This window comes from Pseudomonas sp. FP2338 (assembly GCF_030687515.1).
Lineage (GTDB): Bacteria > Pseudomonadota > Gammaproteobacteria > Pseudomonadales > Pseudomonadaceae > Aquipseudomonas > Aquipseudomonas salomonii.
Map to the genome: position 1 here is coordinate 5,713,762 of NZ_CP117436.1, position 16,142 is coordinate 5,729,903.

The 16,142-nt window shown below is 62.2% G+C and carries 19 protein-coding genes; 6 read left to right on the forward strand and 13 right to left on the reverse strand.

What is annotated here, in order from left to right; all coding sequences use genetic code 11:
- Nucleotides 1-103: 103 nt before the first annotated feature.
- Nucleotides 104-2,002 carry a 1-deoxy-D-xylulose-5-phosphate synthase gene (gene dxs / locus PSH96_RS25870; RefSeq protein ID WP_305456022.1) on the forward strand — a complete coding sequence of 633 codons (1,899 nt, stop codon included), beginning with the start codon at nt 104-106 and terminating at the stop codon, nt 2,000-2,002.
- 156 nt (nt 2,003-2,158) lie between these two features.
- Complete coding sequence (locus PSH96_RS25875; RefSeq protein ID WP_305456024.1) at nt 2,159-4,054, forward strand: TonB-dependent receptor domain-containing protein; 1,896 nt, start codon at nt 2,159-2,161, stop codon at nt 4,052-4,054.
- 19 nt (nt 4,055-4,073) lie between these two features.
- Here the strand turns inward: PSH96_RS25875 and PSH96_RS25880 are convergent, their stop codons facing one another.
- The 12 genes from PSH96_RS25880 to nrdR form a co-directional block, all read right to left on the reverse strand.
- Nucleotides 4,074-4,421, reverse strand: coding sequence for a hypothetical protein (locus PSH96_RS25880; RefSeq protein WP_305456026.1), 348 nt, complete (start codon nt 4,419-4,421; stop codon nt 4,074-4,076).
- Between the two features lie 120 nt (nt 4,422-4,541).
- The gene (locus tag PSH96_RS25885) at nt 4,542-5,342 is read right to left on the reverse strand and encodes a cobalamin-binding protein (RefSeq protein WP_305456027.1); all 801 of its coding nucleotides are present in this window, start codon (nt 5,340-5,342) and stop codon (nt 4,542-4,544) included.
- Nucleotides 5,339-5,758, reverse strand: coding sequence for an MFS transporter (locus tag PSH96_RS25890; protein ID WP_305456029.1), 420 nt, complete (start codon nt 5,756-5,758; stop codon nt 5,339-5,341). The genes PSH96_RS25885 and PSH96_RS25890 overlap by 4 nt, the downstream gene beginning before the upstream one ends.
- The gene (gene ribA / locus PSH96_RS25895; RefSeq protein ID WP_056861921.1) at nt 5,755-6,372 is read right to left on the reverse strand and encodes a GTP cyclohydrolase II; all 618 of its coding nucleotides are present in this window, start codon (nt 6,370-6,372) and stop codon (nt 5,755-5,757) included. The genes PSH96_RS25890 and ribA overlap by 4 nt, the downstream gene beginning before the upstream one ends.
- Nucleotides 6,373-6,501: 129 nt before the next feature.
- The gene (locus PSH96_RS25900; RefSeq protein ID WP_305456031.1) at nt 6,502-7,227 is read right to left on the reverse strand and encodes an ABC transporter substrate-binding protein; all 726 of its coding nucleotides are present in this window, start codon (nt 7,225-7,227) and stop codon (nt 6,502-6,504) included.
- 55 nt (nt 7,228-7,282) lie between these two features.
- Nucleotides 7,283-8,248: a thiamine-phosphate kinase gene (thiL, locus tag PSH96_RS25905; protein WP_305456032.1), complete on the reverse strand. Its 966-nt coding sequence runs from the start codon at nt 8,246-8,248 to the stop codon at nt 7,283-7,285.
- Between the two features lie 16 nt (nt 8,249-8,264).
- Nucleotides 8,265-8,765, reverse strand: a complete 501-nt coding sequence (gene nusB, locus PSH96_RS25910) for a transcription antitermination factor NusB (protein WP_056861918.1) — start codon at nt 8,763-8,765, stop codon at nt 8,265-8,267.
- The gene (gene ribE / locus PSH96_RS25915) at nt 8,762-9,238 is read right to left on the reverse strand and encodes a 6,7-dimethyl-8-ribityllumazine synthase (protein ID WP_003176356.1); all 477 of its coding nucleotides are present in this window, start codon (nt 9,236-9,238) and stop codon (nt 8,762-8,764) included. The genes nusB and ribE overlap by 4 nt, the downstream gene beginning before the upstream one ends.
- A gap of 88 nt (nt 9,239-9,326) precedes the next feature.
- Nucleotides 9,327-10,418 (reverse strand): bifunctional 3,4-dihydroxy-2-butanone-4-phosphate synthase/GTP cyclohydrolase II, encoded by a 1,092-nt coding sequence (ribBA, locus tag PSH96_RS25920; protein ID WP_200432067.1) that lies wholly within the window; start codon nt 10,416-10,418, stop codon nt 9,327-9,329.
- Between the two features lie 15 nt (nt 10,419-10,433).
- Nucleotides 10,434-11,096 carry a riboflavin synthase gene (locus PSH96_RS25925; protein ID WP_017135994.1) on the reverse strand — a complete coding sequence of 221 codons (663 nt, stop codon included), beginning with the start codon at nt 11,094-11,096 and terminating at the stop codon, nt 10,434-10,436.
- Nucleotides 11,097-11,143: 47 nt separating this feature from the next.
- Nucleotides 11,144-12,280, reverse strand: coding sequence for a bifunctional diaminohydroxyphosphoribosylaminopyrimidine deaminase/5-amino-6-(5-phosphoribosylamino)uracil reductase RibD (ribD, locus tag PSH96_RS25930; protein ID WP_065911300.1), 1,137 nt, complete (start codon nt 12,278-12,280; stop codon nt 11,144-11,146).
- On the reverse strand, nt 12,277-12,747 hold the full coding sequence (nrdR, locus tag PSH96_RS25935; RefSeq protein ID WP_015886108.1) for a transcriptional regulator NrdR: 471 nt from the start codon (nt 12,745-12,747) through the stop codon (nt 12,277-12,279). The genes ribD and nrdR overlap by 4 nt, the downstream gene beginning before the upstream one ends.
- Before the next feature lie 140 nt (nt 12,748-12,887).
- Here nrdR and PSH96_RS25940 point away from each other — a divergent pair, with 140 nt between their 5' ends.
- The 3 genes from PSH96_RS25940 to trxA all read left to right on the forward strand — a co-directional run bounded on the left by PSH96_RS25940 (nt 12,888) and on the right by trxA (nt 15,001).
- Nucleotides 12,888-13,343: a YbaY family lipoprotein gene (locus tag PSH96_RS25940; RefSeq protein WP_056861914.1), complete on the forward strand. Its 456-nt coding sequence runs from the start codon at nt 12,888-12,890 to the stop codon at nt 13,341-13,343.
- Nucleotides 13,340-13,996, forward strand: a complete 657-nt coding sequence (locus PSH96_RS25945) for a methyltransferase (protein ID WP_305456036.1) — start codon at nt 13,340-13,342, stop codon at nt 13,994-13,996. The genes PSH96_RS25940 and PSH96_RS25945 overlap by 4 nt, the downstream gene beginning before the upstream one ends.
- Nucleotides 13,997-14,128: 132 nt before the next feature.
- Nucleotides 14,129-15,001 (forward strand): thioredoxin, encoded by an 873-nt coding sequence (gene trxA / locus PSH96_RS25950; protein ID WP_056861912.1) that lies wholly within the window; start codon nt 14,129-14,131, stop codon nt 14,999-15,001.
- On the opposite strand, the gene PSH96_RS25955 is transcribed toward trxA, so the two are convergent.
- Nucleotides 14,998-15,339, reverse strand: coding sequence for a hypothetical protein (locus tag PSH96_RS25955; protein WP_236371102.1), 342 nt, complete (start codon nt 15,337-15,339; stop codon nt 14,998-15,000). The genes trxA and PSH96_RS25955 overlap by 4 nt on opposite strands.
- A gap of 131 nt (nt 15,340-15,470) precedes the next feature.
- Here PSH96_RS25955 and PSH96_RS25960 point away from each other — a divergent pair, with 131 nt between their 5' ends.
- Nucleotides 15,471-16,082, forward strand: coding sequence for a DUF2796 domain-containing protein (locus PSH96_RS25960; protein WP_305456039.1), 612 nt, complete (start codon nt 15,471-15,473; stop codon nt 16,080-16,082).
- Nucleotides 16,083-16,142: the final 60 nt, after the last annotated feature.

Here is a 16,142-nt window from a genome sequence, read left to right on the forward strand (position 1 = left end):
GGCCTTTCGCGCCGCATATCGGCCAAGTTCGGCGCCCTGCGTGGGCAGTTTGCACCGCTTGAGGTAAACTGCCGCCTCTTCTATACCTATAACGATTCGCCTGATGCCCACGACGTTTCAAGAGATTCCCCGCAAGCGCCCGTCCACGCCCCTGCTCGACCGTGCTGTCACGCCGGTCGGCCTGCGTCGACTGGGTGAAGCCGAGCTGGAAACCCTGGCCGATGAATTGCGCCTGGAATTGCTCTACACGGTCGGCCAGACCGGTGGGCATTTCGGTGCCGGGCTGGGCGTCATCGAGCTGACCATCGCCTTGCACTACGTGTTCGACACCCCGGACGACCGGCTGGTGTGGGACGTGGGCCATCAGGCGTATCCGCATAAAATCCTCACGGGCCGCCGCGAGCGCATGGGCAGCCTGCGCCAGAAGGACGGCCTGGCCGCCTTCCCGCGCCGGTCCGAGAGCGAGTACGACACCTTTGGCGTCGGCCACTCCAGCACCTCCATCAGCGCCGCGCTGGGCATGGCCATTGCCGCCCGCCTGCAAGGCAGCGACCGCAAGGCGATCGCGGTGATCGGTGATGGCGCGCTGACCGCCGGCATGGCCTTTGAAGCACTGAACCACGCGCCGGAAGTGGACGCCAACATGTTGGTGATCCTCAACGACAACGACATGTCGATTTCCCGCAATGTGGGTGGCCTGTCCAATTACCTGGCAAAAATCCTTTCGAGCCGCACCTACGCCAGCATGCGCGAAGGCAGCAAGAAGGTGCTCTCGCGTCTGCCCGGCGCGTGGGAAATTGCCCGGCGTACCGAAGAATATGCCAAGGGCATGCTGGTACCCGGCACCCTGTTTGAAGAGCTGGGCTGGAACTACATCGGCCCGATCGACGGCCATGACCTGCCGACCCTGATCGCCACGCTGCGCAACATGCGTGACCTCAAGGGCCCGCAGTTCCTGCATATCGTCACCAAAAAAGGCAAAGGCTTCGCTCCGGCAGAAGTCGACCCGATTGGTTACCACGCCATCACCAAGCTCGAACCCGTAGATGCGCCCGCCGCTGCGCCAAAAAAGGCCAGCGGGCCGAAGTATTCCGGCGTGTTTGGCGAATGGCTGTGCGACATGGCCGCCGCCGACCCGCGCCTGGTGGGTATTACCCCGGCGATGAAGGAAGGTTCGGACCTGGTGGCATTCAGCGAGCGTTTCCCGCTGCGCTACTTCGACGTAGCCATTGCCGAACAACACGCGGTGACCTTCGCCGCCGGCATGGCCTGTGAAGGCGCCAAGCCGGTGGTGGCGATCTACTCCACCTTCCTGCAACGCGGCTATGACCAGCTTGTTCACGATGTGGCGGTGCAGAACCTTGACGTGCTGTTCGCCATCGACCGCGCCGGTTTGGTCGGCGAAGACGGCCCGACTCACGCAGGCAGCTTCGACTTGTCTTACCTGCGTTGCATCCCCGGCATGCTGGTGATGACCCCGAGCGATGAAAACGAGCTGCGCAAGATGCTCAGCACCGGCCACCTGTATAACGGCCCGGCCGCCGTGCGTTATCCGCGCGGCAACGGCCCGAATGCAGTGATCGAAAAAGACCTGGAGCCGATCGAGATTGGCAAAGGTATCGTGCGCCGCCACGGCAGCAAGACCGCGTTTCTGGTATTTGGCGTGCAGTTGGCCGAAGCCCTGAAGGTCGCCGAGAAAATCGACGCCACCGTGGTCGACATGCGCTTCGTCAAACCGCTGGATGAGGCCTTGGTGCGTGAAATCGCCGCCAGCCATGAACTGCTGGTGACCGTCGAAGAAAACGCCATCATGGGTGGTGCCGGTGCGGCAGTCAGTGAGTTCCTGGCGCGGGAGAACATCCTCAAGTCGGTGCTGCACCTGGGCCTGCCGGATGTATATGTGGAACACGCCAAGCCGGCGCAGATGCTGGCCGAGTGTGGCTTGGACGAGGCCGGGATCGAGGCTTCGGTGCGCACGCGCATGGCGCTGCTCGGCCTGTAACCCCTCTCCCGGTAGAAACCTGGACTAAATGTGGGAGCGGGCTTGCTCGCGAATGCAGAGTGTCAGTCAACCAAGATGTTGAATGTGCCACCGCTTTCGCGAGCAAGCCCGCTCCCACATTGGGTTTATGCCATTTTCAAATGCTATGGACAGCCCATGAATTGCCTTCGCTTTGCCCTGCCCCTGCTGCTGCTCCACGCCACTGAAGTGCTGGCCGACAGCTTCGAGCGCGACGACGCCCTCAAACTCTCCGACGTGGTGATCAGCGCCAACCGCCAGGTGCAGGCGCGTAACGACAGCAGCGCCGCCAACAGCGTGTTTACCCGCGACGACATCGACCGCTTGCAGCCCACCAGCGTAAGCGACTTGCTCAGCCGTGTGCCTGGCGTGCAGGTGGCACAAAGTGGCGGCCGTGGCAGCGTGACCAACGTGTATGTGCGTGGCACTTCCACCGCCCAGAGCCTGGTGTTGGTGGATGGCCAGCGCATCAGCAGCTCCACCACCGGCACCAGCAACCTGCAATACCTCAACATTGACCAGATCGAGCGCGTAGAGGTGCTGCGCGGTTCGCGCTCGGCGATCTACGGCAGCGATGCGATTGGCGGGGTGATTCAGATCTTCACCCGGCGCAACACCGACGCGGGCCTGCAACCGCGCCTGCATGTGGGTTTTGGCAGCAACCAGACGTGGGAGCGCAGCCTGGGACTGTCCGGCGGCGACCAGCAAACCCGCTTCAGCCTCGGCGCCAGCCTGGATGACACCGCCGGGATCAACCGCACACACACGTCCTACCCGAGCGATGGCGACCACGATACCTATCGCAACCAAGCCATCAGCTTCAGCCTGAGCCATGCCTTTACCGATGACATCGACGCAGGCGTGAACGTGCTGGATAACCGTGGCAAAAGCGAATTCGACAACCCTTTTGGCCGCTATGACTCGCTCACCTACCAGAGCTTCCAGCAAAAACCCTATACAGACTTCACCGTCAGCAGCGTCAGCAGTTATGTCGACGCGCACCTCAACGATGCGTGGAAGTCTCGTCTGGAGCTGGGCCACAGTGAAAACCGCGAAAAAACCCTGGATAAGCTCAGCGACGACCGCAGCGTATTCAACACTTACCGCGACTCGCTGACCTGGCAGAACGACTTGACCCTCAATGACCAGAACAGCCTGATCCTGGGCGGCGACTGGTACGAAGACCGGGTCAACAGCAGTACGGTGCTCGCCGAAGACAGCCGCTGGAACCGTGCCGCATTTATCCAGCACCGCTTTGAAGCGCAGTATTTTTCCACCGAGCTGGGCCTGCGCCGCGACCAGAACCAACAGTTCGGCGGTCACACCAGCTGGAGCGGCACCCTGACCCTGCCGGTGAACCCGGATAACGACCTGTTGCTGAGCTACAGCGAAGGCTTCCGCGCACCGACCTTCAACGACCTTTACTACCCGGACGAATACGGCTTTAAAAACGCCAACCCGAATCTGAAACCCGAAACCTCCAAAAGCTATGAACTGCAATGGCGCAGCCAGCTCAGCGACACCAGCCGCCTGGAGGCGTCGCTGTACCGCACCGATATTCAAGATGCGATCGTGTTCGGCAGCGACGGTCCGCAGAACGTCAGCTCAGCACGCATCAATGGTTTTGAAGCCGCGTTCAAGCAAGAATTGTTCGGCTGGCAGGGCAGCCTTGGGCTGGCGATGATTGACCCACGCGACCGCGACTCCGGCCGCACATTGGCGCGCCGCGCCAGACGCACGGTGAGCCTGGACCTGGATCGCCAGTTCGATCAGTTCGGCGTCGGCGCCAGCTGGCAAGCGGTGAGCAGCAGCTACGATGACCCGAACAACCAGCAACGATTGGGCGGCTACGGGTTGCTGGGCCTTCGCGCAAGCTGGGCCGTGAACCGTGAAGTGACGCTGAATATGAAGGTCGATAACCTGCTGAACAAAGACTACAGCCGGGCGCTGTATCAGTATCAAGGCCAGCAATATGGCTACCGGGAAGAAGGCCGAGCGCTGTTGTTTGGAGTGACCTGGACGCCGCAGCTATAGCTAAGTCACTCCATAAACGCTAACGCAGAGCCGTTTTGGCGTCGAGGTAACCGGCCTTGATCGCCTTGTCACAGGTTATGAACCCAAACGCGCCAACACGGCCTGTATCGGTAACACCCACGTAAAATTCCTTTTTCTTGCCTTTGTTTTCCAGCTCATAGTCAAGGCACTCTGTGCGGCCATCACGTGCGGGAATGACACGCTTGGGCGCCTGGATCGCAAGCATATCCTGCTTCGTGGCCCCACCTTCGTGTGCCTTGGCAGCAATGGGGTGATCGCTGAAATTCATCAACGTCGAGATACCTTCGAATGTGTTGCAACCCGCCAACAGAATGGCGGTTGAGATACCAATGATCAAACGGCGCACGGTCACCTCCTGTATGTGAACAATCGCCATGCAGCAAGCATCGCGAGCCGCAGCGTACCGCCATGGCGCCGAAATCACCCGACCGACAAATCCGAATAACCAGTAGGAGAACCCGTACCGTTAACGTTTCGGCGCAATCAACTCGCACAGTTTCGCCACCGCCTCGACCATCTGCCCGCTTGGGCGCTCCAAGCCTTTATCGGGAACCACCAACAAACGCCCCTGCGCCACGGCGGCTATTTGCGGCCACGCTTTCCAGGCATCGGCCTGGGCCTGATCACCCGCCAGGATCAGTTGGGGGTTGCGCTGCAACACTGACTCGACGCTGACCTGCGGCGCGGGCAGCTTGAGGTCGGCAAACACGTTGCGTGCGCCGCAAACCTGCAAGGCATCACTGATGATCTGCCCGCCGCCAATGGTGTACAGCGGCTGGTTCCACACCTGGTAAAACACGCGCAACGGCTCGGCGCGCTGATAGCGCTGGCGCAGTTCGGCCAGGCGTTGGCGTAACTGCGCGGCCAGCGCGCGCCCCGCCGCTTCGCGGCCCAATTGTTGAGCGATGGCTTGTACCTGGGCCGTCAGTTGCTCAAGGCTATGGGGTTCAGCTACATAGACGGGGATGTTCAGGCGTTGCAACTGTTGGCGCTGGGCCGGGCCGACACTGCCGGGCCAGAGCAGAATAAGGTCGGGCTTGAGGCTGAGCAGGCGCTCCATATTGAGTTGGCCGTATTGCCCAACCGATGGCACTTGCGCCAATGCCGCCGGGCGTTCGCCACCGTCGAGCACGCCCACCAGCAAGTCGGCGGCGCCCAGTTCGACCACGATTTCAGACAGGGACGGCGCCAGGCTGACGACACGCTCGACCGCAATCGCCTGGGCACTGAATGCCAGCACCAGAAGCGACAGCCAAAAACGCATCATCCCAACTGACGCGGAATGCGGTAGAGATAGAACAACACCAGCGTCGATAACGCCAGGAGGCACAGTGGCACTGCTTCCAGGCCGACAAATACGGCCAATGCGCCGATCCAGGCCGGCAGCGCGGCTACCAACAAAGCGGCACGCCGACGAGCCGCGAGGGTAATCCAGGCGGCCGGTTCTTCGGGTGTATCGAGCGCTTTGGAAGTGGCGATCAATGCGTGTTTATAGCCATGAAAATAACGCAGGCTCAGAAACATCGAGGCCACGCCGGCAATAAAGAACGGCATGGCCAACACGGGAAGCAGGGATTGGGCCTGGCCAAACACCAGGTTGAGCACGAACAGCGGGACCAAGGCCATGGCCAGGTACTGCCACCAGTTGAAGGACAGTCGCCGTTTTACCTGGCCGCGGGTCACGCGCGGTCGACCTCGCCCTGATGCTCGTTGCCCATCATGTGGTCGAGCTTGCTGGCTTTGGTCGCCAGGTAGAGTTTGTTGTGCGGGTTTTGCCCGGTGTGCAGCGGCACGCGCTCGGCCACGGTGATGCCCATCTCGGTCAAGGCTTTGACCTTGCGCGGGTTATTGGTCATCAAACGCAGGGATTTGACGCCCAAATGCTCGAGCATCGGCAGGCAGATTGCGTAGTCACGCTGGTCGGCGGCAAAGCCCAGGCGCTCGTTGGCTTCGACGGTGTCGGCGCCGCCGTCTTGCAGCTCGTAGGCGCGGATCTTGTTCATCAGGCCAATGCCGCGGCCTTCCTGACGCAAGTACAGCAGCACACCGCGGCCTTCACGGGCGATGGCGCGCATGGCCGCTTCCAGTTGCGAACCACAGTCGCAACGCTGGCTGAACAAGGCATCGCCGGTCAGGCACTCGGAATGTACGCGGCCCAGCACCGGCGCGCCGTCGTCGATAGCCCCCAGGCTGAGCACAACGTGCTCGCGGCCGGTGGCTTCTTCGAGAAAGCCGTTCATGGTGAACGTGGCAAAGGGGGTAGGCAGCTTGGAAGCGGCGACGAAAACGACGGGCACCGTGTGCTCCTGATTTCAGATTTCACAGAGGGCGTCATTGTAACAGCAGGTTCCTACAGACGCTTAAGCTGAATTATCGCTGATAAAGATCAATCGGTTCGATTGGCCTTCGTCCTGGTTCTATGCAGGTCAGAACGGGTACGGCTGCTTCCAGTGTGCGAAAATCGGTTTCAGCTCGCCGCTCTTTACCAGTACAGCCATACGTTGGTCATACACGCCCATCAGCGCCCGGCCCCGGTCGGTGTCGGCAAAGCCGATGTAGAGCGGCAGTTCGGCTATATGAGTGAGCTTGAATTGCGCCGGGTCATCCGACTGGCTGAGCACGTATTTGGCTTCAGTGAGGGCATCAATATAGAAGTCGGCGCGGCGGTGTTGCAGCATCGGCAGGATGCCACTGCGACGTTCTATCTGGTTGAAGCGGCGCACATTCGGCAGGTATTCCTCGTACTTGTAGCCGCGCACCCAGGCCAAGCGATAATTGCCCAGCGTGGCGATGCTCGGTGCTGGTGTGGCGGCCAGCCCGAGGGCGTAGATGTGGTCGGAATCGAAACTCCAGTGCGGGTACAGCACGCCGCTGGCCTCATCGCGATAGGAACCGACCCAGCCATCCACCTCGCCACGCTGGGCCAGGCCGACCGAACGGGTATAGGGCACGCTGCGGGTTTGCACGGTAATGCCCACCGGCTCGAAGACCAGCCGCAACACATCCCAAGCCAGGCCGCTGCCATCTTTGTTGGTGAAGTCGTTCCATTGCTCACTGGCCAGCATGATCTTGCCAGGTACAGGTGCTTCACCCGCCAGAACCTGGGGTGCAAGAACGCACAACACTATCAGCAGCCAACGGCGCACACCCATGGTGACAACCTCCTGCACGGGGGGAACCGTATAGAGGGTAGCGCAGGTCTGCCGCTTACGGCGTGTCGCGAAAATGCTGATAGCCGCGCACGGCTGGCGTGATGTCTTGCCCGGCGGCGTCGAGCAGCGTCACGCCCTGCCCGGCCTCGACCCGGCCGATTACGTGGACGGGCCAGCCGCCCGCCAATAACGGCGCCAGCTCGGCCGGTGGCAGGGTGAACGCCAACACATAGTCGTCGCCCCCGCTCAGTGCCGCGACGCGAGCCTCGTCATCGCCGACAAACGCCAGCAACGCCTGGGATAACGGCAGCGTCTCACGCTCAATGACCAGACTGACAGCCGATGCCTTGGCGATATGCCCACAATCGGCCAGCAGGCCGTCGGAGATGTCCATCGCAGACGTGGCCTTACCCCGAAGCGCGAGGCCCAGCGCCAACTGCGGTTGCGGTGACCAGTAATGGGCGAGCAGCGGATCAGCGATAGCCGCGTCCGCCGTGCGTTGCCCCAATACCAGCGGCAAAGCACCGGCAGCGTTACCCAACTCCCCGCCCACACACAGTAAGTCACCCGGCTGCGCACCACTGCGAACCAACGCCTGCCCGGCCGGCACACGGCCAAACACGGTCAGGGTCAGGCTCAGCGGCCCGCGGGTGGTATCGCCGCCCACCAGCCCCACACCGCAGCTCTGCGCCATGGCGTTCAAACCCTGGGCATAGCGTTGCAGCCAATCGGCATCGACGGTAGGTGTGGTGAGTGCGAGGGTGAAGGCCAGAGGGTGGGCGCCCATCGCGGCCAAGTCGCTGACTGCCACGGCCAACGAGCGCTGGCCGAGCAGGAACGGGTCGCAGGGGTCGGCAAAGTGCACGCCGGCCACCAGCGTGTCGGTGGAGATTGCCAGTTGCTCCCCGGCGGGGAGTGCCAGCAGGGCGCAGTCGTCGCCGATCCCCAGGGCAATACCTTCACCGCCCTGCGCACAGGGCGCGGCGGCGAAGTAGTTGCGGATCAGCTCGAACTCACCCATTCGGGACTCAAGCGACTTAGCGCTTGTGTTCCTTCACTTCAGCTTCACGCAGGCGCGGGGCCAGCTTGTCGAGCACGCCGTTGACGAACTTGTGGCCGTCGGTCGAACCGTAGACTTTCGCCAGCTCGATACCTTCGTTGATCACCACGCGGTAGGGTACGTCGACGCGCTTGAGCAGTTCCCAGGTGGACAGGCGCAGCACAGCCAGTTCAACCGGGTCGAGTTCTTCGATGGTCAGGTCAAGGCACGGGGCCAGCGCGGTGTCGATCTCGGTCAGGTTGGCCGGAACACCGTGCAGGATGTCGTGGAAGTAGCTCTGGTCGGCAAACGTGAAGTCGTTATCGACGCGAAATTGCGCTTCGATTTCGTTCAGCGAAGTACCAGCCATGTGGCGCTGGTACAGCGCCTGGGTGGCGAGCTGACGGGCAGCACGGCGTTTTTCGCTTTTCGAAGGCTTGCCGGCGTCGGCTGGACGTTCGTCGCGTGGGTTAAAACGATCGCTCTCGTCGGAAATCACTTGGCCTCCAACTGCGACAGCAGGCTGACCATTTCCAGGGCGGACAAGGCAGCTTCAGCGCCCTTGTTACCGGCCTTGGTGCCGGAACGCTCGATGGCTTGCTCGATGGAGTCTACGGTCAGTACGCCGAAAGCGACTGGCACGCCGAACTCCATGGACACCTGGGCCAGGCCCTTGGTGCATTCGCCAGCCACGTATTCGAAGTGCGGAGTACCGCCACGAATGACCGCGCCCAGGGCGATGATCGCCGCGTATTCACCCTGCTGCGCAACTTTTTGCGCAACCAGTGGAATTTCGAAGGCGCCAGGGGCGCGGATGATAGTGATGTCGCTCTCGCTCACACCGTGGCGAACCAGGGCATCCACGGCACCGCTTACCAGGCTTTCAACCACGAAGCTGTTGAAGCGGCCAACCACCAGGGCATAGCGGCCTTTGGGGGCGATGAAGGTACCTTCGATGGTCTTCAGGGTCATTCGACAAATCTCTTAAAGAGCCGGGACGCGAAAAGTGCGTCCCTCAGTGATGATTTAACCGCGAACAAGGGGCAGAAAACGCCGGCCTTTATTCGGAGGGCACATATTCTACAACTTCCAGGTCGAATCCGGATATCGCATTAAATTTCATCGGTGCGCTCATCAGGCGCATTTTGCGCACACCGAGGTCACGCAGGATCTGTGAACCGGCACCGACGATGCTGTAGGTGGTCGGTGTTTTGACCTGGGTGTGCTCGGCGGTTTCACGAATATGCGCGAGCAATACGTCGCCATCCACCGGGTTGCCGAGCAACAGCACCACACCACTGCCAGCCTCGGAAACCGCGGCCATGGCGGCGCGCAGGCTCCAACGGCCCGGCTGCTTGACCATCAGCAGGTCGCGCAGCGGGTCCATGTTGTGCACGCGCACCAGGGTCGGCTCTTCGGCGCAAATATTCCCCAAGGTGAGGGCCATGTGCACGTCGCCTTCGACTGAATCACGGTAGGTCACCAGGTTGAACTGGCCCAGTTCGCTGTCCAGCGGCTGCTCGGCAATCCGCTGAACGGTACGTTCGTGGATCATGCGGTAGTGAATCAGGTCGGCAATGGTGCCGATCTTGATGCCGTGTTCGGCCGCAAACGCCTCGAGTTCGGCGCGACGGGCCATGGTGCCGTCGTCGTTCATTACTTCGCAGATCACGCCGCTCGGTTCAAAACCGGCCATGCGCGCCAGGTCGCAGGCGGCTTCGGTGTGGCCGGCGCGAGCAAGGGTGCCGCCCGGTTGGGCCATCAGCGGGAAAATGTGGCCGGGGCTCACAATGTCTTCGGCCTTGGCGTCTTTGGCTGCAGCGGCCTGCACGGTGCGCGCACGGTCGGCGGCGGAAATGCCGGTGGTGACGCCGGTGGTCGCTTCAATCGATACGGTGAACTTGGTGCCGAAACCCGAACCATTGCGCGGCGCCATCAACGGCAGCTTGAGCAATTCGCAGCGCTCGCGGCTCATGGGCATGCAGATCAACCCACGGGCGTGCTTGGCCATAAAGTTGATGTGCTCGGGCTTGCAGGCCTCGGCGGCCATGATGATGTCGCCTTCGTTCTCGCGATCTTCGTCATCCATCAGGATGACCATCTTGCCTTGGCGGATGTCTTCAACCAGTTCTTCGATACTATTGAGCGCCACGCGGCACCCCCTTGGTCAGGATTTCAGGTAGCCGTTAGCGGCCAGAAAACTTTCAGTGATGTTCCCGGATGCTGGCTCTGCGGCCTTATCGCCCATCAGCAGGCGCTCCAGGTAACGGGCAAGCAAGTCGACTTCCAGGTTCACCCGGCGACCTGGCTGGTACGACGCCATGATGGTTTCGCTCAGGGTGTGCGGGATGATGGTCAGTTCGAATTCAGCGCCATTCACGGCGTTCACGGTCAGGCTGGTGCCGTCGACGGTGATCGAGCCTTTGTGGGCGATGTACTTGGCCAGCTCTTTCGGCGCGCGGATACGGAATTCCACGGCGCGCGCGTTTTCGCTGCGTGCAACCACTTCGCCGACGCCGTCAACGTGGCCGCTGACCAGGTGGCCGCCCAAACGGGTGGTCGGGGTCAGGGCTTTTTCCAGGTTGACCGGGCTGCCGGCTTTGAGGTCATTCATCGCGGTGCAGTCCAGGGTTTCCCGGCTGACGTCGGCGGCAAAGCCGTTACCCGGCAACTCGATGACGGTCAGGCACACGCCGCTGACGGCGATGCTGTCGCCCAGTTTGACGTCGCCGAGGTCGAGCTTGCCGGTTTCAACCAGCAGGCGCACGTCGCCGCCCTTTGGGGTCATGGCGCGGATGCTGCCGATGGATTCGATAATGCCGGTGAACATGGCCTTCTCCTGGAAAACGGTGCGGGCGCTTGAGCGCCCGGTCAGAATTATACGCTCGCTGGTGGTAGCGGGATGGCAGTGACTCGCCAGTCGTCGCCTACAGCGCGCATTTCAGTGATCTTGAGTTGGGGGGCATCGGCCAGTTTCTCAAGCGGCCAGTCCAGCAAAGGCCGGGCGGCGGAGCCCAGGAACTTGCCGGCGACGAAAATCACGTATTCGTCGACCAGGCCCTGCTGGGCAAACGCGCCCGCCAGGCTTGGGCCGGCTTCTACCAGCACGTCATTTACGCCACGGGCAGCCAGCGCCACCAGCGCCGAGCGCAGGTCAACCTGCCCTTCGACGCCCGGCACCACCAGGCATTCCGGGCCACGGGGGAACTGGTTTTCCGGAGTGACGCAGGTGATGACCAGCGCCGGGCCCGCCTTGAAGAACGGTGCGTTGAGCGGCACCCGCAGGCGACCGTCGATGAGCACGCGCAATGGCGGGCGCGACATGGCCAGGGCGGTGGTTTCTGCGTCCAGGCCCAATTCGGCGGCGCGTACGGTCAGGCGCGCACCGTCAGCCAGCACCGTGTCGGCGCCGGTCAGCACCACACTGGCCTCGGCACGCAGGCGCTGCACGGCGGCGCGGGCAGCAGGCCCGGTGATCCATTGGCTTTCGCCGCTCGCCATCGCGGTACGGCCGTCCAGGCTCATCGCCAGCTTGACCCGCACAAACGGCAGGCCGTGTTCCATACGCTTGAGGAAGCCGGGGTTCAGCGCGCGCGCTTGTTGTTCCAGCACGCCGCTGTGGGTTTCGATACCGGCTTGAGCCAAACGCTGCAGGCCGCGCCCGGCGACCTCCGGGTTCGGGTCCTGCATCCCGGCCACCACGCGTGCCACACCGGCGGTCACCAGCGCATCGGCGCAGGGCGGCGTGCGCCCGTGGTGGCTGCACGGTTCGAGGGTCACGTACACCGTGGCGCCACGGGCCTTGTCGCCGGCGGCGCGCAGGGCGTTCGGCTCGGCATGGGGCTCGCCGGTGCGTTCATGCCAGCCTTCGCCGACAATCTGCCCATCCCGCACTATCACACAGCCCACCCGTGGGTTGGGGTGGGTGGTGTACAGGCCTTTGCGCGCCAGTTCGAGGGCGCGGGCCATGTAATGGGCGTCGAGGACCGCTTGTTCGGCAGACGGAGGGTTCATTCTTTGGCAGGCTCACGGGCCAGGCGGTCGATTTCTTCGCGGAACTCATTGAGGTCCTGGAAGCGTCGATACACCGAGGCGAAACGGATATAGGCGACTTCGTCGAGCTTTTGCAGCTCGCCCATCACCAGCTCTCCAACCACCAGGGATTTGACCTCGCGCTCGCCGGTGGCGCGCAGCTTGTGCTTGATATGCACCAGCGCCGCCTCCAGCCGCTCGACACTCACCGGGCGTTTTTCCAGGGCACGCTGCATACCGGCGCGCAGTTTTTCTTCGTCGAAAGGCTGGCGGCTGCCGTCGGACTTGATCAGACGTGGCAATACCAGTTCGGCGGTTTCGAAGGTGGTGAAACGTTCACCGCAGCCAGAGGCCAGGCATTCGCGCCGGCGGCGTACTTGATCGCCCTCGGCGACCAGACGCGAGTCAATGACCTTGGTGTCGTTGGCACCGCAGAAGGGACAGTGCATGGTTGGCAGGCAACAAAAAATGGGAGGGCCATGGTAGCGCATCCCCGTGGCAAGACAAGCCATAGCCTTTACGGTATATAGGCTGACTATTATGTTTCATATTTTTTAAGCCACGGATTTTGCCCTTTCTGGAGCCGTACATGCAGTTACGACCACTTGTTTTACTCGCCCTGTTCAGTTTTCTGGTCGCCTGCAGCAGCGAAGCCCCAAAACCGTCGACGCCTCAACCGGCGCCTGCCCAAGAGAAAAAAGTCCCCGGCATCGAAGACTTGGGCCCACTGCCGGCTTACCAGCGTGAAATCAACGGCACCCTCAATGGCGTGCCGGCCAACGCCGAAGTCGAACTGGCCCTGTTGGTGATCGATGAACGTAACCGCCCGCAACAATTGCTCGCCAGCAGCGTACTCACCGGCAACGGCAAGCCCCTGGCCTTCCGCTTGCGTTTTAATCCAGAAGCTTTCCCGGCCGGTGCACGGGTTGAACTGCGCGGTCGCGCCAGCCAGTCCGGCCAGTTGATCCTGCACCTGCCCGCGGTGCGCATCACCCAGGCGATCACCCAGACCACCGGCCCGCTGCAACTCGTCCGGGCACCATGACGCCACCGCTGGGCCTGCAACGCGCCCTGAGCGAACTGATCGGGGACGCGCACCTGGTGCCCTGCCCGCTGCCAGGCACCGCGCTGTCGTTGTGGCTGCTGGATGCAGACAACATGGACCGTGCCTTCAGCCAGGAAGAGACCCGGCGCATCCTGCATGAACCGCCGTACTGGAGTTTTTGCTGGGCCAGCGGTTTGGCACTGGCGCGCTACCTGGCGGCGAATCCCGAGTGGGTGGCGGGCAAACGCGTGCTGGATTTTGGCGCCGGTTCCGGCGTGGCCGGCATAGCGGCGGTTAAAGCCGGCGCGCTGGAAGTGGTGGCCTGCGACCTCGACCCGCTGGCCTTGGCCGCTTGCCGGGCAAACGCCGAACTCAATGGTGTAGCGCTGAGTTATTCAGCCGACTTTTTTGCCGAGGCCGACCGCTTCGACCTGATCCTGGTGGCCGACGTACTCTACGACCGCGCCAACCTGCCGCTGCTCGACCACTTCCTGACACGCGGCCGTGAAGCGCTGGTGGCTGACTCAAGGGTGCGTGACTTCCAGCACCCGGCTTATCAGCGCCTGGACATCCTCGATGCGCTGACGCTGCCGGACCTGGCCGAGCCTTGGGAGTTTCGCAAGGTGAGCCTGTACCATTCGCGGCGCACTTGAGGCCATCGCGGGCAAGCCCGCTCCCACAGTTGAGCGCATTCTCCAGTAAGGGCTGGCTTGCACTCATCATGCTTTCAGCCAACCTCGCCAGCCCTTATAGTTGCCCCATTCCCGCTTTATTCGAGACGCCCCATGAGTGAGCCCACGCCGTACATCTTCGACGCCACCACTGCTACGTTCGACCAGGCAGTGATTCAGAACTCATTCGAAAAACCCGTGCTGGTGGATTTCTGGGCCGAGTGGTGTGCGCCGTGCAAGGCATTGATGCCGATGCTGGCGAAAATCGCCGAGAGTTATCAGGGCGAGTTGCTGCTGGCCAAGGTCGATTGCGAAGCCGAGCAGGACATCGTCGCGCGTTTTGGCATTCAAAGCCTGCCCACGGTGGTGCTGTTCAAGGACGGCCAGCCGGTGGACGGGTTCGCCGGGGCACAACCGGAGTCGGCCGTGCGAGCGATGCTGGAACCCCACGTAAAGATGCCGCCACCGAAAGCGGCTGACCCGTTGGAACAGGCCCAGGCGTTGTTTGCAGAAGGCCGTATCAGCGATGCAGAGGCCGTGCTGGTGGCGCTGTTGGGCGAGGACAACACCAACGCTGGCGCGCTGATTCTGTATGCACGCTGCCTGGCTGAGCGCGGTGAATTGGGCGAAGCTCAGGCTGTACTCGACGCGGTGAAAAGCGACGATCACAAAGCCGCCCTCGCCGGCGCCAAGGCGCAAATCACCTTCCTGCGCCAGGCCGCCGACCTGCCGGACGCCGCCGACTTGAAAAGCCGCCTGGCGCAAGACCCGCAGGATGATGAAGCAGCCTATCAGTTGGCGATTCAGCAACTGGCGCGCCAGCAATACGACGCCGCGCTGGAAGGCCTGCTCAAGCTGTTTATCCGCAACCGCAGCTACAGCGAAGGCTTGCCGCACAAGACGTTGCTGCAGGTGTTTGAACTGCTCGGCAATGACCATCCGCTGGTCACGGTGTACCGTCGCAAGCTGTTCGCCGCGCTGTATTAATCGCCGATCCAGCTGTACAGCGGCGTATCCCCGCCGCTGGCCACTTTCACACTGGCGCTGTGGCGCAGCCGCACAAGCAGGCGTTTGCCTGAGGCCGCATCACCGGCCAAGCCCTCAAGCTGATCAAGCAACTCAAGCCCATTGAGTTGCCCGGCCTTGCGCAACAGATCCTGGGCGTTCTGCCACAAATCATCGTTGTGTTTGACCGGCGCAACAGCGGGCGCACTCGGCGCCGGTGTTGCCTGCAAGTGGGCGCCCAGGCGTGCCCAATCGCCGTCATCGAGTTCCAGGGTCAAATCCACCGGCATGTCACCGACGGTTCCACGAATTCGCAACATCGCGCTTACTCCCGTAGTTTTCCGACCCGCATGCTCCCACGCGACTTGCACAACGCCAAGCGGGCGTTCAAACTGGCGCGAATATTGTTATAAGATCACATAACAAAACTTTCATCTTATGGAGCCTTCTCATGCGCCGCCTGCTGCTTGCCTTGCCGTTTGCCCTGTTGCCCCTGGCCATCGCCCATGCCGCCGATGAACACGATCATGAGCATGAACACGGCAGCCTCGGTGCCCACGAGCACGGTGTCGGCCGGCTCAATGCGGTACTCGACGGCCAGGCGCTTGAGCTGGAATTCGACAGCCCGGCCATGAACCTTGTGGGCTTTGAACACAAGGCCACCACGCCTGCCGACAAGGCCAAGGTCACCGCCGCGCGCAAACAATTGGAAAATCCGCTGGCGCTGTTCAACCTGCCCAAAGCAGCCGGCTGCGTGATCAGCACCCAGGAACTCAACAGCCCGTTGTTCGGCGACAAACCTGAAGCCGACCATGATGAGGACGATGACGACCACGCCACCGACGGCAAAGGCGCTGCCGCCCACGAACATCATCACGACCACAGCGAAATCCACGCCCACTACCAGTTCACCTGCGCTACGCCGACGGCCCTGAGCAACCTTGACCTGACCCAAGTGTTCAAGACCTTCCCTGCCACTCAGAAGATTCAGGTACAACTGATCGGCCCAAGCGGCCAGCAAGGTGTTGAAGCGACGGCCAGCGCAGCCACCCTGAAATTCTGATTTGAAACACGGTCAATGTGGGAGCTGGCTTGCTGTGACGAGGGAGCTTGCTCCCGCTGG

Bases quoted from the DNA above. Each gene is read 5' to 3' on its own strand.
- ribD (WP_065911300.1), bottom strand. From the start codon at position 12,280: ATGAACCCTCCGTCTGCCGAACAAGCGGTCCTCGACGCCCATTACATG.
- PSH96_RS25945 (WP_305456036.1), top strand. From the start codon at position 13,340: ATGACGCCACCGCTGGGCCTGCAACGCGCCCTGAGCGAACTGATCGGG.
- dxs (WP_305456022.1), top strand. From the start codon at position 104: ATGCCCACGACGTTTCAAGAGATTCCCCGCAAGCGCCCGTCCACGCCC.
- PSH96_RS25885 (WP_305456027.1), bottom strand. From the start codon at position 5,342: ATGATGCGTTTTTGGCTGTCGCTTCTGGTGCTGGCATTCAGTGCCCAG.
- ribE (WP_003176356.1), bottom strand. From the start codon at position 9,238: ATGACCCTGAAGACCATCGAAGGTACCTTCATCGCCCCCAAAGGCCGC.
- PSH96_RS25955 (WP_236371102.1), bottom strand. From the start codon at position 15,339: ATGTTGCGAATTCGTGGAACCGTCGGTGACATGCCGGTGGATTTGACC.
- PSH96_RS25925 (WP_017135994.1), bottom strand. From the start codon at position 11,096: ATGTTCACCGGCATTATCGAATCCATCGGCAGCATCCGCGCCATGACC.
- PSH96_RS25960 (WP_305456039.1), top strand. From the start codon at position 15,471: ATGCGCCGCCTGCTGCTTGCCTTGCCGTTTGCCCTGTTGCCCCTGGCC.
- trxA (WP_056861912.1), top strand. From the start codon at position 14,129: ATGAGTGAGCCCACGCCGTACATCTTCGACGCCACCACTGCTACGTTC.
- PSH96_RS25940 (WP_056861914.1), top strand. From the start codon at position 12,888: ATGCAGTTACGACCACTTGTTTTACTCGCCCTGTTCAGTTTTCTGGTC.
- nrdR (WP_015886108.1), bottom strand. From the start codon at position 12,747: ATGCACTGTCCCTTCTGCGGTGCCAACGACACCAAGGTCATTGACTCG.
- thiL (WP_305456032.1), bottom strand. From the start codon at position 8,248: ATGGGTGAGTTCGAGCTGATCCGCAACTACTTCGCCGCCGCGCCCTGT.
- PSH96_RS25875 (WP_305456024.1), top strand. From the start codon at position 2,159: ATGAATTGCCTTCGCTTTGCCCTGCCCCTGCTGCTGCTCCACGCCACT.
- PSH96_RS25900 (WP_305456031.1), bottom strand. From the start codon at position 7,227: ATGGGTGTGCGCCGTTGGCTGCTGATAGTGTTGTGCGTTCTTGCACCC.